11 protein-coding genes and 1 pseudogene are annotated in these 14,992 nt (G+C 64.8%); 5 read left to right on the top strand and 7 right to left on the bottom strand.

Annotation, left to right across the window (positions count from 1 at the left end):
• Positions 1 to 236: 236 nt before the first annotated feature.
• The 4 genes from J0F76_RS04785 to J0F76_RS04770 all read right to left on the bottom strand — a co-directional run bounded on the left by J0F76_RS04785 (position 237) and on the right by J0F76_RS04770 (position 4,836).
• Positions 237 to 1,280 (bottom strand): DUF7146 domain-containing protein, encoded by a 1,044-nt coding sequence (locus tag J0F76_RS04785; RefSeq protein WP_207466310.1) that lies wholly within the window; start codon positions 1,278 to 1,280, stop codon positions 237 to 239.
• Between the two features lie 310 nt (positions 1,281 to 1,590).
• Entirely contained in the window at positions 1,591 to 1,821 is a 231-nt protein-coding gene (locus J0F76_RS04780; RefSeq protein WP_207466308.1) for a type II toxin-antitoxin system VapB family antitoxin, read from the bottom strand.
• Between the two features lie 207 nt (positions 1,822 to 2,028).
• On the bottom strand, positions 2,029 to 2,451 hold the full coding sequence (locus J0F76_RS04775) for an antirestriction protein (RefSeq protein ID WP_242689989.1): 423 nt from the start codon (positions 2,449 to 2,451) through the stop codon (positions 2,029 to 2,031).
• Positions 2,452 to 2,622: 171 nt separating this feature from the next.
• Positions 2,623 to 4,836 (bottom strand): ParB/RepB/Spo0J family partition protein, encoded by a 2,214-nt coding sequence (locus J0F76_RS04770; protein WP_207466306.1) that lies wholly within the window; start codon positions 4,834 to 4,836, stop codon positions 2,623 to 2,625.
• A 212-nt stretch (positions 4,837 to 5,048) separates the two neighbouring features.
• Here J0F76_RS04770 and J0F76_RS04765 point away from each other — a divergent pair, with 212 nt between their 5' ends.
• Positions 5,049 to 5,798 (top strand): hypothetical protein, encoded by a 750-nt coding sequence (locus tag J0F76_RS04765; protein WP_207466303.1) that lies wholly within the window; start codon positions 5,049 to 5,051, stop codon positions 5,796 to 5,798.
• A complete protein-coding gene (locus tag J0F76_RS04760; RefSeq protein WP_207466301.1) occupies positions 5,798 to 6,241 on the top strand; it encodes a hypothetical protein in 444 nt (147 codons plus the stop codon). The genes J0F76_RS04765 and J0F76_RS04760 overlap by 1 nt, the downstream gene beginning before the upstream one ends.
• A gap of 232 nt (positions 6,242 to 6,473) precedes the next feature.
• Here J0F76_RS04760 and J0F76_RS04755 read toward each other — a convergent pair whose 3' ends face one another.
• Positions 6,474 to 7,376, bottom strand: coding sequence for an ArdC family protein (locus J0F76_RS04755; RefSeq protein ID WP_341351558.1), 903 nt, complete (start codon positions 7,374 to 7,376; stop codon positions 6,474 to 6,476).
• A 561-nt stretch (positions 7,377 to 7,937) separates the two neighbouring features.
• Between J0F76_RS04755 and nadA the strand changes: the two are divergent.
• The 3 genes and pseudogenes from nadA to nadC all read left to right on the top strand — a co-directional run bounded on the left by nadA (position 7,938) and on the right by nadC (position 11,376).
• Positions 7,938 to 8,990, top strand: a pseudogene (gene nadA / locus J0F76_RS04750) (quinolinate synthase NadA).
• Positions 8,987 to 10,534, top strand: a complete 1,548-nt coding sequence (locus J0F76_RS04745) for an L-aspartate oxidase (protein WP_377706610.1) — start codon at positions 8,987 to 8,989, stop codon at positions 10,532 to 10,534. Before nadA ends, J0F76_RS04745 begins: the two are co-directional and overlap by 4 nt.
• On the top strand, positions 10,531 to 11,376 hold the full coding sequence (nadC, locus tag J0F76_RS04740; protein WP_207466295.1) for a carboxylating nicotinate-nucleotide diphosphorylase: 846 nt from the start codon (positions 10,531 to 10,533) through the stop codon (positions 11,374 to 11,376). Before J0F76_RS04745 ends, nadC begins: the two co-directional genes overlap by 4 nt.
• A gap of 360 nt (positions 11,377 to 11,736) precedes the next feature.
• Here the strand turns inward: nadC and J0F76_RS04735 are convergent, their stop codons facing one another.
• Both J0F76_RS04735 and J0F76_RS04730 read right to left on the bottom strand, forming a co-directional pair.
• A complete protein-coding gene (locus tag J0F76_RS04735; RefSeq protein ID WP_207466293.1) occupies positions 11,737 to 13,392 on the bottom strand; it encodes a DUF6119 family protein in 1,656 nt (551 codons plus the stop codon).
• Entirely contained in the window at positions 13,389 to 14,729 is a 1,341-nt protein-coding gene (locus J0F76_RS04730; RefSeq protein ID WP_207466291.1) for a hypothetical protein, read from the bottom strand. Before J0F76_RS04730 ends, J0F76_RS04735 begins: the two co-directional genes overlap by 4 nt.
• Between the last annotated feature and the right edge of the window lie 263 nt (positions 14,730 to 14,992).

Below are 14,992 nucleotides of genomic sequence, written 5' to 3'. Positions count from 1 at the left end.
CCTCGCGAGGGCCTTGATGGCCAAGGCCGGCTATTTTGCCTCGCGATGCAAAGCGTCCGCAGGACGCGGCGGAAAATAGTCGGCCGCCGCCATTGCCGGGCCGGGCTGGCTGTGCGCCGATTGCCTCCTCGAAGGCCCGGAACGCGAAACTCTGCGCGTGAAGGAGAGGTGACCGGGACAGGGAGGAACCCGGCCAAGAGGCAAAGACTGGCACCCCTGTCTCCACGGGCCTGCCCTCACTCCTGCAGGAAGCGGCGTCGGTCGTCGGGATGGAGCACATCCTTCAGCGCCGCGCTCAGGGCAGCAGCGCCACGATGCCGTAGGTCGTCATTGAAGTCGCCTCCGACGGGCAAAAGGGCAATCGCCTCGATGCCGAGGCTGGCCGCTCGGGCCAGAAGGCTGTCGCGCGCTCTGTCGCCGGCGGGGTCACGGTCGCACAGGACATAAAGGCGGCGCAACGTGGGAGGGAAGAGCACGGCGGTAAGATGGGCGGCCGAGAGGGCTGCCAGCATCGGCATGCTAGGCAGCACCTGGCGCGGCGACAGCACAGTCTCGATGCCCTCGCCCACGGCCAGTACATCATCGGCCACCCCGAAGCGGACGCCGTGGCCGAGAAGCTCCCCCATGGCCCGGCGCGGCGCGGCGATCGGGGCCTTGCCGGAGCCATCGGCGGCAAGCCAGGTGCGATGCGCGCCGGTCTGGCGGCCGGCAAGATCGGTAACGGCGGCAATCATCGCCGGCCGGGCCTCCGTTGGCGCATGCTCGTCCGGGCGGTAGTAGCACCGGGGGTGGAAGCGCAGCGCGCCTGTGGAGGAAAGGCAGATGATTGCCCTGTTGGCCAGATAGGTTGCCGCGAGCGTGCCGCCGATCGGCTCGGCTATGGCGAAGAGCCGCCGTGCCGCCTGCCGCGAGCCGGGTGCTCTGCGGTATGTCCGACCGCCCGGAGAAAGGTCAGGCTCTGGCGCGGGACGCGGCAGGGCGAGAAACCGGCGTGCCTCGGCAGCCACATCCTTGAAGTCGAGAAGGCCCGTCACTTCGCGGATGAGGTCGAGCAGATCGCCGTGCTCGCCCGTGGCGGCATCGGACCAGCGGCCCACGGCACCCGCGCCGGTTGCCGGGCCTGCCAGGCGCACGAACATCGAGCGGCCGGGGGTGTTTCTCACATCGCCCACCAGCCAGTAGTTTCCGGCACGATGGCCGGACGACAGGTAATGGCGGCAGACGGCCTCGGCCTGCCGGCCAAGACGGATTGCCAGATCCAGTGCTTCATGACGGGGCATTGGGGACTCCTGGGGAGAGCGGAAGAACAGAAGCGAGCCCGCGGTGCACTCTCGACCGCACCGGCTCATTCCCGATCCAAATCCGCCTCTGCCTTTCCGGAAGCCCCTCGATCAACGCCTTGGGAAAGGGGTTGTTGGACCGGTGCCGCTCCCCTGGAGGCCAGCACCAACGGCGCAGTGCTCTGGCGGGCATGGTCCAGGACCAGGAGCCTGTATGATGGCGGCGTTTTGGCCACACGACGTCAAGCACGGCGCCCGAACAGGGGGCTTTGGCCAGGTGACAGAGCAGACGGCAGTTCTGTGAGGATGATCAACGCTTTTTCGACGGGTGCACCATGCGCGTCGACTTGCGGCCGTAGTTCTTCACCGTCTCACGCAGGGTTTCGATCTGGTCGTCGATGGTGGGTGTGGTTTTCACACGTTCGATCTCGTTCCGCAAAGCCCGGCGCATGGCCTCGGACGTGTCGACGCCCAGCATCTCCGCCAGGGTTTGCGCCAGAGCGTCCAGGCTGTCATTGGGGATCCGGCCTTTATCCGTCATCGGTTCCGCCTTGTCTGTCGCCCCGTCCATCCCCCGGTATGCACAAGGACGTCTGCCCGGCAAGACAGTACGCGAGTGCAGCCTACCCCGAAGGGAGCCGCCTAGGGTCATCGCCCGCCTGCCGCCACCGATCAATCTTGTCAGCCCTCGCAGCGACAGCCCACATGAAACAAGCGCCCAACCAAGAAGGCCGGGCGCTTGCAGCAGTCAATCGATGACCTGAAAGATCTCGCGCGCCTCGGGATGATCCGCGGCGTGGGCGAAAAGCCGGGCAAAGCCGTCGGTGAGCTCCGGGGCGTCATGGCGGAACGACAGGTGCGAAAAGGCAAAGAGCGTGGCAATGATGCCGGCAGCGTCAGCCGAGACATCGCCCTCATAGCCGTTGCCGTCCCAGACGAGGTGGAAGCGCGGCCGGGAGGTGGGAGCCAGATAAAGCGGCTGGCCTGCCTGTTCGCAGAAGTCCCAGATGCCGCCTGTGTAGTCCGTCGGGCTCAGCTTTTCCATGAAGCCGAAGACCGCCTGTTCCCCGATGAGGAACAGGCGGGGTCCGAACAGCCGGGGCAGAAATGCCATGCGGCGGTCCTCGGCAACAGGCGTGGCGGGCGTGAAGGCCGGTGTGGTCATGCTCATGACAGGATCTCCGAAATTGCGAAACGGGATGGGCGGCCTGGACGGCTTCTCTGGATCCGTTCAGGCGCAGCCTTGTCCGGCCCGCCTCTCCCTCTCGAGATCCTGGGGCATTCTCCCGGACAAGCGCGTGATGATGTTGCCGGGGCGACGGACGCCGCCCCGCCTCACCCCTTACTCCGCCGCAATTTCCTCAGGATCGCGATCGCCTGGCCGCAGGCTGCCATTCTCCCCGGCATTGGGTTGGCTCTCGTCTGTGGAGGTCTCCTCACCAGCGAGCCCGGCGTTCTCCCCGCCGTTGCCGCCAGACAGGGGCCAAACAGAAGACAGCCTCTCGTCGCTCACCCCTGTGCCGAGGTCGTCTTCGGCAGTCCGCAGCCGCAACGGCCCGGGCAGCCAGCCGGTCTCGGCCAGGAGGCGCTCGGCTTCGCGCGCCATGTCGGGCTTCTTCAGGTGCTCGATGCGCCGGGCAGCCTCCTCCCCTACCCCGTCGCGCACCGCCTCGAGAATGCGCGGCTTGGTGACCCGGCCAAGATAGGTCTCGACCGTGGGCCGCCAGCCGGCCCGGGCGAGATCAAGGGCTGTGGCTCGGGCCAGCCGGTCGGCCTCGGCAAGCCGCTGCTCGAGGCCTGCCTGACTCACGCCCATGCCGCTATAGAGGTTTGGCCGCTCGACAAGCGCATTGACCCCGAAGCTCACGCAGTGGGCGAGAAGCGCCAGACGGCGGGGCTCCTCGAGGCTCTCGATCCAGGACCAGAGGGCGTCGTCGCCCTCGGCCAGGGGCAGGTCAGCCTGCCAAACGGCATGCCGCGCCGCGATGCTCCGGGCAGGCAAGCTTTCGCCCAGGTCCGGTGCCTGCTCTGGAAAATGCACGGGACGCACGGCCACCTCCAGGGCTGCGCCGGCCGACCGGCCTCCGAAGCAATCGATCACCAGCCGGTGCAGGAGGGCTGTCAGCGCCACGTCGGGATGCATGGCCAGAGCATCCCGAAGCGCCAGGGTGCGATGCGCGGTCAGTTCCGAGACCAGCCGCTCGGGCAAGGGCTTGTGGACGTCGGCGGCCTCGTCGCCATCCTCACCGCTTGCTGGCTGACCCTCGAGGGTGATCCCGACAGACCGGGTGGTCTCGTCCTCTCCCTGCCCGGCTTCCGTGTCAGGCAGGCTCCCGACATCGTCACCCCCTGTCGAAACCTGCCTTTCGTCCTGCGGCCGAACATAGCCGCGATCGATGAGCAGGCTGCCGTCAGCCTTGAGGCTGACGAACACCCCTGCGCGGGCCTTCTCTTCGGACGAAAAGACCATTGGCCGGGTCTCGAAGGCCTCGAGCGCCGCTTCGATCTCGTCCAAGCGCCGGTCGACATCCTCGGGCAGCTCCTCGGCCTCGGCATGCTCGGCCTCCAGTTGGTCGTATTCGTCGCGCAGGACCTCGCGCGCGGCGCGCTCCTCCTCGGTCAGGTCGACGACTGTTCCGCCGATCTGCCGGAACCCCCGGTCATGGCCGTAGGGAAAGCTGACGGCCACATCCACCCAGGCCCAGCCTTCCGCAGCAATCGCCTTGGCCTCACACTTCAGCTTCTCCGCGACCAGACGCTCGAGCAGGGCCACGTCCTGCAGCCAGCCGCCATCGTCGGTCTCGAAGAGATCGCGCAGCACGATGCCACCCGCCGCCTCGTAGGCGGGGATGCCTACGAAGAGCGCCCGGCGGTCGGAGGCCCGCACCGTGGTCTCTGTCAGCATGCGGCGGATGATGTACGGCTCCTTCGACCAGCTGTCCCTGACCACCTGCCAGACCTGCTCCTGGCGCGCATGGTCGTCGGTCACGGTAAAGGCCATCAGCTGTTCGAGCGTCATGGCGTCCTCGCCGTAGACCTCGAGCAGCGCGGGCGAGACCGCGGCCAGCCGCAGGCGCTGCCGGACGACCTTGGCGTCGACGAGAAAGGCCGCGGCGATGGCCTCTTCGGTCATGCCCTCCTCGCGCAGGGTCTGGAAGGCGCGGAACTGATCGAGCGGATGGAGGGGTGCCCGCTCGATGTTCTCGGCCAGCGACACTTCGGCGATGTGGACACCGGATGCTGCTCCTGCCTGCGAGACAATGCAGGGCACGGGCGCGTTCCGGGCCAGGCGCTTCTGTTTGACCAGCAGCTCGAGCGCCCGGAAGCGCCGGCCGCCGGCGGGCACCTCGAAGAGGCCTGTCTCCTGGCCGTCCTCTCCAAGAACCGGGCGGACATGGAGGGACTGGATCAGGCCGCGCCGAGCGATGGACTGGGCGAGATCCTCGAGAGACATGCCGGACTTGATCCGCCGGACATTGGACTGGCTGAGGACCAGCTTGTCGAAGGGAATGTCGCGCGCGGACGCGAGGGTGATGGGGAATGTGGCTTTGGCCATGGCGGTGTTCTCCGCGACGGGCGCCCGGGAGCCTCTCTCCCTGGCTGTTAACCCGTCACGAGCCCCCAGCCCTCCTCTCGCTCTTGTCGTTCTCCCATCCGAGCCTGCGTCCGGATCTCAGCCACCTGACCGGATACAAGGACTGGCAAAGGCGGTCGGAAGCGCATCGACACAGGTCTTCGTCCTCGCCGGTGCAGATAAGGCTGCTCTTGGTGAAAAGCTTCATCCGGGTCCTGCAGCAACGATGCCCGCAAGACACCCGATCCTCGACCGCGCGCCCCGAGGCGGATAAGCTTGTGTGTCTGCAAGGGGTGACCATGAAGAAAACTGCCAAGTCTCCCGCCGAGAAAGCGGTCAAGGCGCTGCTTGCCAAGTACGCCTGTCCTGTGCCGTTTCACGCGGTGCGCACACGCTTCCTTGGCAATATCGCCACTCCGGCGATGTCGACTTCGCCCTTGCCGATCGTCAAGGGCCTATGGGGCGGCGAACTGCCTCCGTTCGACAGCATGGATGATCTCAATGAGCTGCTCGAGGCTTTGGTGCAGGGGTTGTGGAACGACCTGACCCGCCATCAGAAACGCAGTCAGCCTTTCCGGCTCACGCGCCTGTCCATGGACGCCACCGCGGCACAGGTCGCCCGCTACGCCCGTGTCCGCTTCGAAGAACTGGACGGCTTTCTCGAAGGGCTTTTCAATGGCGAGGAGGCCATTGATCTGCCCGAGCATGCGCATGAGGCCGTCGGTCGCCTCCAGGAGTTGCGGGCCATGATGGCCGGCATCCGTGAGCTGGTGACGCGTGAGCCCCAACCGGATGACCGGCCTCAGTTGGAGACGACGTTCAGGCATCTGCAGGAGCTGACTCGGATCATGGAGACCGAGATCCACGAGGCCGTACTGTCCTGCGCCCGGGTCCGTCACCAGAGGCTTGACGGCATCCCATTTGCCAAGCCGACGCTTCATTGATGGCCCTGTCCTCCGAGGACCGCCTGCGCGACAAGTTGCGCAAGATCGAGGCGCTTTATGCTGGTGCTGCGACGCCCGGGGAGAAATCCGCTGCAGGCGCTGCCGCAGACCGCATCCGGCGCCGGTTCGAGACGGCCAGCAGTCAGGAGGAGGCCGAGGAATTCAAGTTCTCGATCACCGATCCCTGGTCACGTCAGCTCTTCATTGCCCTGTGCCGCCGTTACGGTTTGAAACCGTTTCGCTACGCGCGAATGCACCGCCAGACCGTCATGGTCCGTGCCCCGGCCAGTGTCGTGCATCTGACGCTCTGGCCGGAGTTCGAGGAACTCAGCCGCGCTCTGACATCCCACCTCAACGAAATCACCAGTAGGATCATTCGCGAAGAAGTCCATGAAGCCACCCAGGATGCGGACGAGATCAGCGAACCGCGTCAGTTGCGCTGAGATGCTTTCGGCAGGGACGTTGCATCAGGTGCGCGGGATGGTCGGGAAAGGACGGCATGAAACAGGCTCCCTACGTGCATCTCAAACAGTCGGGGAGGATTGCCGGTTGACCGCAAAAACGTCAGCCCGCCGCACCAGCGAGTCAGGACAAAGACTGGCCTGTCGGGCGCTGGCGATTATCCCGCAGGGGCGTGTTCCAGGCACTGCTACATCCTGCCGGGACATCAGACGATCAGCCGGGCTTTGCCTCCGTCTTCTCGGTGTGGGCTAAGGGCATGGGAACAGGCTGCTGCGCATGCATCCAGTCGGCGGCCTGCTGTGCCTTGCCGGCAGCCGTGAAGATCGCGCGGGGGTCTGCCGCCATGACCTTGAGCCACGAGGCGATGTAGGCGGCATGGTCGGGCCGCGGATGATGGGCAATGCCGAGATCGGCAAGCACGAAGCCGCTGAGGATCTCGACACAGCATTCCTCTGCCGCATAAGCCTCCGAGCCGAACCGGCCCGAGAGATCGCGATCAAGCCTGTGTTTTGCCCCCGAGGCGTGGCCATGCTCATGCAGCCAGACCCCATAAAACGAGGCAGCGTCCCGGAACTGCGCGAACTCGGGCATGAACACCGTGTCCACAGAGGGACGGTAGAACGCGTCTGAGCCGCCAAACACGGTTCTTATCCCAAGGTTGGCGATAAAGGCTTCCGCATGCGCGAGACGCTCGCTCTCGGGCAGGCACGGTGTCAGAGGGCGTTCGTATCCATCCACCTGGGCCAGGTTGAACACCGAAAAGGCCCGCGCAACCATCCGGGTGCGGCCGCCATCGTCCTTGCTGTCGTCCTCTGCCTTTGTCTCCTCGCGCGAGGCGATCTGCTTCCACAGGACCACGGTGGTCGAGCGCTCGCCCCTGCGGACCTGAGCACCGGCAGCCTGCCACTGCCGATAGGTGCCCCACAGGCCATCGCTGTAGCCCGATGTCATGGCCGCGACCCACAGCGCCACGGTGTTGATGCCCCGGTAACGCTTGCCCGATGCGACATTGGTGGGGCGGGCGGCATGGGCACCGTCATGGAACCACGGGGCGTGCCACTCACCGGCCCCGTGCTCGAGGGCTGCCATGATCTCTGCGGTAACCCGCGTGTAGATGTCAGAGCGCGCTTCAGGATGTGTCCCGCGAGATGATGGGACAGTTCCGCGGGGGCGACGCGAGCCGGCCGAATGAGCACGGCTTGATGAATGTGTCGCTCGGGCAGCTCGCCTTGGTCCAGACATTGGAATGTCCTCCGCGACGGGTGCCGGAGGCCTCTCCTCCAGCCCTCGACCCGTCACGGACCGTTCGCCAGACCTCTGGCTCTCTTTGGCAGGCGGCGCAGGACCAAGATTAACAGCAGGCACCAGCACGGGCTCGCGGCGCTTCTTCGTGATCGCCGAACCTGACATGCGCGTGATCTGTTCTCGATCCGCGACGGTGCCGACCCAAAGGACCCCTGCCCCGATGTTCCGCTTCCTCCAATCCTCCGACCTGCATCTGGGCAAGGCCTTTCGGCGGCCATTGCTTCGCTGCCGCGGCAAAGTCTGCATTGCTCTTCCCCCGATCATCCTGAGGCCGATGCCTGAACATGGTTGCCGTAGCGTCAAGGACGCGCTAGGACCGCGCCAGCCATCATCATGCGAGGGCGCGCCACGCGGCGTGCGGAGGAGCCGAGCTTGCTGGACGTGACGACCATCCGCGCCGAATTGGCGGCGCATTACGACCTGACGCCCTCGATCGAGCTGGCCCGCGACATGGCTGACATCCATGCGCGCATGGACCGGGTGATGCCTTTTCCCGACTGGGCGATTGCCGCACCCTATGTGGCGGCGATCAACCGGCTCAAGGCGGAACGCGGCGCGGTGGTGCTGGCGCACAACTACATGACGCCCGACATCTATCACGGCATCGCCGACGTGGTGGGCGACAGCCTGCAACTGGCCGTCGAGGCGACCCGCGTGGATGCCGACATCATCGTGCAATGCGGCGTGCATTTCATGGCCGAGACCTCGAAGATCCTGAACCCCGCCAAGACCGTCCTGATGCCCGACATGAAGGCGGGCTGTTCGCTGGCCGAAAGCATCACCGCCGAAGGGATCGCCCGGATGCGTGCGGAATATCCCGGCGCGTCGGTGGTCAGCTACGTCAACACCACGGCCGCCGTGAAAGCCGCGTCCGACATCTGCTGAACCTCCTCGAACGCGGCGCAAATCGTGGCGGCGATGCCGGGCGACACGGTGATCATGACACCCGACAAGTGGCTGGCGCAGAACGTGGCAAAACAGGTGCCGCAGAAGCGCATCGTCTGGTGGGACGGGGCCTGCATCGTCCACGAACGCTTCACGCCCCAGGATCTGCGCGACTTCCGGGGCTGGTATCCAGGGCTGAAGATCATCGCCCATCCCTAATGTCCCCCGGACGTGGTGGCCGAGGCCGACTTTGCAGGATCGACCGCCCATATCATCGACTGGGTGGGCAAGGAACGCCCAAGCCAGGCGATGCTGGTCACAGAATGCTCGATGGCATCCAACGTCGCCGACGCACACCCCGAGGTCGAGTTCCTGGGACCGTGCAACATGTGCCCGCACATGAAGAAGATCACGCTGCAAAAGGTCTTGTGGTCGCTGCATTCCATGACCGGCCAGGTCGAGGTGGAGCCGGACATCGCCGCCCCGGCCCGGCGGGCCGTGCAGCGGATGATCGACCTGTCCCGGTGGCTGGCGGCCTGAGGATGATCCGAACCGACCGCGTGGTGATCGTCGGCGCGGGTCTGGCCGCGCTGTACGCGGCCCTGGTGCTGGCCCCGCGCCCGGTGCTGATGATCTCGCCCGATCCTCTGGGCCAGGGGGCCAGTTCCGCCTGGGCGCAGGGGGGCGTGGCGGCTGCCATGGATCCGGCCGACAGCCCCGCGCTGCACAGCGCCGACACGCTGCGGGCGGGCGCGGGCATCGTCGATCCCGATATTGCCCGGATGGTCACGACCGAGGCCCGAGACCATATCCTGACCCTGACCCGGATGGGCACGCCTTTCGACCGAAACGCATCAGGGGACTATGTCCTGTCCCGGGAAGCCGCGCACAGCCTGGCCCGCGTGGTCCGCGTCAAGGGCGACCAGGCAGGGGCCTGCATCATGCGCGCTTTGGTCGCCGCTGTGCGGGCGGCGCCTTCGGTCCAAGTCGTCGAAGGCTGGGTAGCGACCGGGCTGCTGCGGGACGGGGGCCGTGTGTCGGGTGTCCGGCTGGCGCTGGCCTCAGGGTCGGTCTGCGTCGCCGTCGCTGCGCCTGCGGTGCTGATCGCGGGCGGCGGGTCGGGCGGGCTTTACGCGGTCACGACCAATCCGCCTCGCATCCGGGGTGAAACCCTGGGCATGGCCGCCCGCGCCGGCGCGGCGGTTGCGGATGCGGAATTCGTGCAGTTCCACCCGACCGCCATTGCCTGCGGCGCCGATCCCGCGCCCTTGGCGACCGAGGCGCTGCGGGGCGAGGGCGCGCATCTGGTCAATGCCGCGGGCGTCCGCTTCATGACCGCGCTGCATCCGGATGCGGAACTGGCGCCCCGCGACATCGTGGCGCGCGGCGTTTATGGCGAAACCCGCGCGGGCCGCCGACCTGCGCTGGACTGCCGGAAGCTTGGCGCGCGCATCCATTCGGACTTTCCCGCCGTGGCCGCCGCCTGCGCGCGGGCCGGGATCGACCCGGCGCGCCAGCCGATCCCCGTGGCAGCGGCGGCGCATTACCACATGGGCGGGATCGCCACGGATGCCGACGGCCGCAGCAGCCTGCCCGGTCTTTGGGCCTGTGGCGAGGCGGCCTCGACGGGCTTGCACGGCGCGAACCGGCTGGCCTCGAACGGGCTGCTCGAGGCGCTGGTCTTTGCCCGTCGCGCGGCGCTGTCGATCGGGCGCAATGGCCCGCCGGCGGCCCCGGTGGCCTTGCCGCGTCCGGCCCCCGCGCCTCTGCCAGACCTGGCCCTGGTCGCGGGCCTGCGCCAGTCCATGACCGCCGGTGCGGGTGTGCTGCGTGATGCGCCGGGCCTGACCGACACGCTGCGCACCATTGCCGTCATCGAGGCTGCGCAGCCCGATTGTCCGCAGCTTGCCAACATGACCGCCACCGCCACGCTGATCTGCGCCGCGGCCCTGGCCCGCCGCGAAAGCCGCGGCGCGCATTGCCGCACCGATTGTCCCGACCCGCTGCCCTTGGCGCGCCGAAGCCGCATGACCCTGGCGCAGGCCCTGGACCTGCGTCCCATCCCCCAGCCGGAGCCTTCATGATCCCGCCCTTGCCCGACCTGATCCTGGAACCCCTGGTCCGCGCCGCCTTGATCGAGGATCTGGGCAGCCATGGGGATATCACCACCCGCACGGTGATCGCGCCCGGCACCGTCACAAGCGCCGCGATCCGCGCGCGCGACGGCGGCACGGCATCGGGAATGCAGCTTGCCGCGCTGGCCTTTCGCCTGATCGATCCCAGCCTGCGGTTCGAGGTTCTGGTCCCCGACGCCGCCCCCTTTGCCGCAGGCGACACCCTGGCCCGCATCACTGGCGACGCCGCCGCGATCCTGTCGGCCGAACGCGTGGCGCTGAATTTTGCAGGCCGCTTGTCGGGCATCGCCACCCTGACCGCCGCCTTCGTGGCCGAAACCCGGGGAACATCCGCGCGCATCACCTGCACGCGCAAGACCACGCCCGGCCTGCGGCTGGTGGAAAAACAGGCGGTGCTGCATGGCGGCGGCTTCAATCACCGGGTCTCGTTGTCGGACGCGATCCTGATCAAGGACAACCACATCGCGGCGGGCGGCGGCATCCGCGCCGTCCTGCAAGCGGTCAAGGCCCGCGCCTCCCACATGATGCGGGTCGAGATCGAGGTGGACCGGCTGGACCAATTGGCCGAGGTTCTGGACGAAGGCGGCGCGGATGTGGTGCTGCTGGACAACATGGACAGCGACACGCTGCGGGGGGCCGTCGCCATGGCCAAGGGCCGCGTGGTGCTGGAAGCGTCCGGCAACATGCGCCTGTCCCGCATCGCCGACGTGGCGGCGACCGGCGTGGACTATATCTCGGTCGGCGCGCTGACCCATTCTGTTCCCGTCCTGGATCTGGGTCTGGATTTTTGACGCGAGTTGACGGGGACTGTCCCAGGACCACAGTCCAGCATACCTGACCGGCAGACACAAATCGCAACGAGTGAACCTCAGATGGCGTTATGGGCGGAAAGCTGACTTACGGCAGTGCAGCTTGGCGCCCGCGGCGGACTTGGGATAGCAGTCATTCATGCACCCTGCAGCACAGGTCGCTCCCTTCTGTCCATCACGGGGCGGAACGTGGACGTTCGCCGCGATTATCACGAATGACAGTAGTGCGCCGGAAAACTGCCATTTGAACGAAAGTCATTGAAAATAGTTGCGCGTGGGCGCCGTCTGAGGGTCTGAGATTGCTCCCCTCCTGCGTTGGGGTCGTGCAATTACGTCTTTCGCTCATTCAATGACCTCCGCAACATCTCCAGCACCCTTCGCAGATCGTTTAGCTCTCGCCTTCGCGCCAGACCTTGGCTTCTCGATCCAAGCGAAAGCCCATTTGTAGCCGAGAGCATGCAATTCGCGCGCGGCCTGGCGGAACGAAACCAAGCTGAAGAAGGGAAGTTTCGGCTTATCCGATGCAACAATGACGCTGTAGACGACGGTGAAATCGCCACGGGTGAAGTCAGCCCCGGAATTTGGGATGATGTCATCGTAACCAGTCTGTCCGGTTTCAGCCTGGACCGCGATCACTTCGTTCCGAACGCTGTCGCGTGACGGCGGGTCGGTGGCAAGAACACGCGCGGAGACCGTTCCCTGGTTGAAAAGGTGACTGAGTCGAGAGGAGGACGTCTTGTCCTTAACGTGGATCAGTTGACGCTCACGGCCGAGAAAGTCGCAGGCTTCGATCTTGCTTGCAGCACCTGTAGGCTTGATGAGCCGACGATCTAGGCAGACCATGTCCGCATCAAGACCGGCAACGCGCTTGTTGTAAGTCTCTTCTGTCTCATCAGCCTCAGCGGCAGGCATCTCGACCTTGCTTGTCGCGTCGAAAAACTCCTGTACAGCTTTGGCGAGGTCCTGGTCAATCTGATACCAGCGGCCTCCAGAGAAGACGTAGGTCGAGCCATCGAGTTCTGTTTCGAACACTATGCATTCCCGCAACTTCCACTTCCCACCACAGTCGTGACCATCATCATCGACTTCGTGGACGGTGTGATTGCGGAGGTCCTCGTCCGAGTAGCCGGCTTTCTCGCGCTCCTTCAATGCGTCGAGGTAACCGGGCAAGTCGAGGTCGGCATAGAGCTGCCAGCTACGAAAACCCTTGTAGCGGATGAGGCTTGATTTCTCAGGGTCGTAAATGACCGGAAACGCGAGGTGAATACCGTCTGTCTCGCCTTCGTCAACCGCCTTCGCCAAAGCTTCGACCAGCTTGGCGTCCAGCTTGTCGATCAACTCTTCCTCACGGATGTGTCGAATCTGATCGATCCAGCCGAAGTCGGCCTTGTAGTTGGTCTTCTGGTAGATTGCATACGTGTCCGCACAGGCCTGGGCGAGTTCCGCAATCTCAAGCTTTCGGTTGAGCGTCAGGCCGTCGGTCCCTGCCACATAGGAACCGAACGCTTCATCTTTGGGTGTCCCTGCCAATCCACGGACGAGGTCGCGTTCGATGTCGATGGCGAAGGCAGTCTGATCGGAGCCCCGGCTGGTCTGCGTACGGCGTGACATGGTATTCTCATCGGGCGTCCGAACATCCGCACTTTTCAACTGCTTCGGGTCAACAGCATTGAGGACGACGCGCAGCCCAAAATCTTGCTCGAACGCCGCAGGATCGAGCTTGACGTGACCCATGCCAAAAGACACGGCGAACCAGCGTCCTGACTCCTGAACGAACACGAGTCCGAAGGCTGTGTGGTTGAAGACGTTCTTCTTCTCGTCTTCCGACAGTTCGAGGAACCGCGCCCATTTCGGCGCGCCGCCGCCGAGCGTTGCCAATGAAATGAGAGCGCCTTCCAGCTTGTCCCATGGTGTTAGGTCTACACCGTCGCGAACTGCGTCAGCGGGGGCGAGGCCATCTCGCAAGAGGCGGATGGAAAGCTTCTGGGTATTGCTCATTCAGCGGCCTCCATTTCGGACGCACGAGGAGGCGGGGTGTGCTTGATGGCGATCGTGACGGTCTTCCCGGTTTCCAGCACCTGCCGGACAATCTCGCTGAGTACAGTGGATTGCTCTATCGACGTGCCTACCCACGATCCGGCCACGAGCCCGACAAACTCCGAATTGTTGATCCGACGACCGACGTTCTTGAAGGTCAGAACCTTGCCGCCGCGCGGCCCAGAGAATAGACCAGCGGCATCCGCCCGCTTCCATAAATCGAGGGGCAGATAGATGCCCTTGAAGAGTCCTTTGTCGTCGGGGTTGAAGACAACGCGTGGACAGAATTTCAGGAAGAACGGGTTGTCCGAGAAACGGAACCCGTCAGGATGTTCGCCGCTCGGGAGCTTCCTGATCGCGTCCAGCAGGGTCTCCATCCGCTCAACTTCCTCGCAGAACTGATCCTTGGCCTGCCAACGAAATTCCACCTCGTGTTCGCGCATCTCCATCGCCTTGTATTGGACCATCACGAAGCTGCGGTAAGCTTCGTTGAAGTAGATGAGGTCGGCGCCGGTCTGTTGTTCGAGGGGCAGACGGTTGGCCATGATCACCGTCAACCGCTTTGACGAATCCTCTTCGCTCGCGAACACCTTCGAGCCGTAGTGGGTGGTCTCGCCCATAGATTCAAAGCCCGGCACGGTCGAGAAGTCGGACAAAAGCATAGCGTCTTCCCGAACTTGTGCCCCCGGCAGTCCATCAAGGAAGGATTGCTGTGAGGCGTCCGTCGGGGTCCACGCCAAAAGGTCGTCTCGCGACATGCCAGCAATCTCTAGTGCGAGGCCGAGCGTTTCCTTCTGGTAGGCAAGGTTTTCGCGGGCACGGGGCTCGAGCCGCCGCAGCGCATCGGCGCGACGCTTGGAATAGCGCGCAAGGCGTGGGCTGACGGTCTCATCGAGTTGCGTGATACGATCAACAAATGCGCCGAGCGACTTCGGCGGGAGCAGGCCGCCTGTTTCCAAGCGCTGCCTGACGTGCCGGGCAACGCGTATGTCGATACCAGCAAGGATCTCATCGAAGCTTACGGGCCGCCCCAGCGGTTGAAGTTCTTCGAGATTCAGACGAACGAGGCCTGTGCCCGCTGACTGTCCTTTTCGTCCGCCGGCGATGTGGGTGATGAAGCCATCTTCGAAGGACGCGAAGACGGCAAGCGGCGCGCTTCGGCTGTGGTCGAATCGGGAAACAGGTTCCGAGACAAAGGGTTTCGGCGAATAGAAGGAACCGCCGTGTTCGGCTTCGTTGAGAAGCAGCTCTCTCCTCTGCTTGGGTACCCGCAAAATGTAGCCACCAGCCGCCACCATCACTATACGTCCTTCTTCGTGGAGGGGGTATCAGAGCGAAAATCCCAAGGCATCCGGGCGCGTGGCTAGCCTGAAAAATACCAAAATACTTCTGATATAAGTTTGGTCGTCATAGTAGCGTTCACAATTCACTTTGGTCTCTGTACCTTCTCGCTATACATTGGAAATATCCACTAGCCTCCGACAAAATGAACCGGAGCAGGTCTTGCACATGCTGTGGGCCGGTGCATTCCCTAGTAGGTTTGACAGCATTAAAACTTGCA

Origin of the sequence: Paracoccus fontiphilus (assembly GCF_017356265.1) — a bacterium.
Lineage (GTDB): Bacteria > Pseudomonadota > Alphaproteobacteria > Rhodobacterales > Rhodobacteraceae > Paracoccus > Paracoccus fontiphilus.
Note: the sequence above shows the minus strand (reverse complement) of the source record. Positions and strands in the feature narration are given on the sequence as shown.

Bases quoted from the DNA above. Each gene is read 5' to 3' on its own strand.
- J0F76_RS04735 (WP_207466293.1), bottom strand. From the start codon at position 13,392: ATGAGCAATACCCAGAAGCTTTCCATCCGCCTCTTGCGAGATGGCCTC.
- J0F76_RS04770 (WP_207466306.1), bottom strand. From the start codon at position 4,836: ATGGCCAAAGCCACATTCCCCATCACCCTCGCGTCCGCGCGCGACATT.
- J0F76_RS04760 (WP_207466301.1), top strand. From the start codon at position 5,798: ATGGCCCTGTCCTCCGAGGACCGCCTGCGCGACAAGTTGCGCAAGATC.
- J0F76_RS04780 (WP_207466308.1), bottom strand. From the start codon at position 1,821: ATGACGGATAAAGGCCGGATCCCCAATGACAGCCTGGACGCTCTGGCG.
- J0F76_RS04785 (WP_207466310.1), bottom strand. From the start codon at position 1,280: ATGCCCCGTCATGAAGCACTGGATCTGGCAATCCGTCTTGGCCGGCAG.
- nadC (WP_207466295.1), top strand. From the start codon at position 10,531: ATGATCCCGCCCTTGCCCGACCTGATCCTGGAACCCCTGGTCCGCGCC.
- J0F76_RS04730 (WP_207466291.1), bottom strand. From the start codon at position 14,729: ATGGTGGCGGCTGGTGGCTACATTTTGCGGGTACCCAAGCAGAGGAGA.
- J0F76_RS04775 (WP_242689989.1), bottom strand. From the start codon at position 2,451: ATGAGCATGACCACACCGGCCTTCACGCCCGCCACGCCTGTTGCCGAG.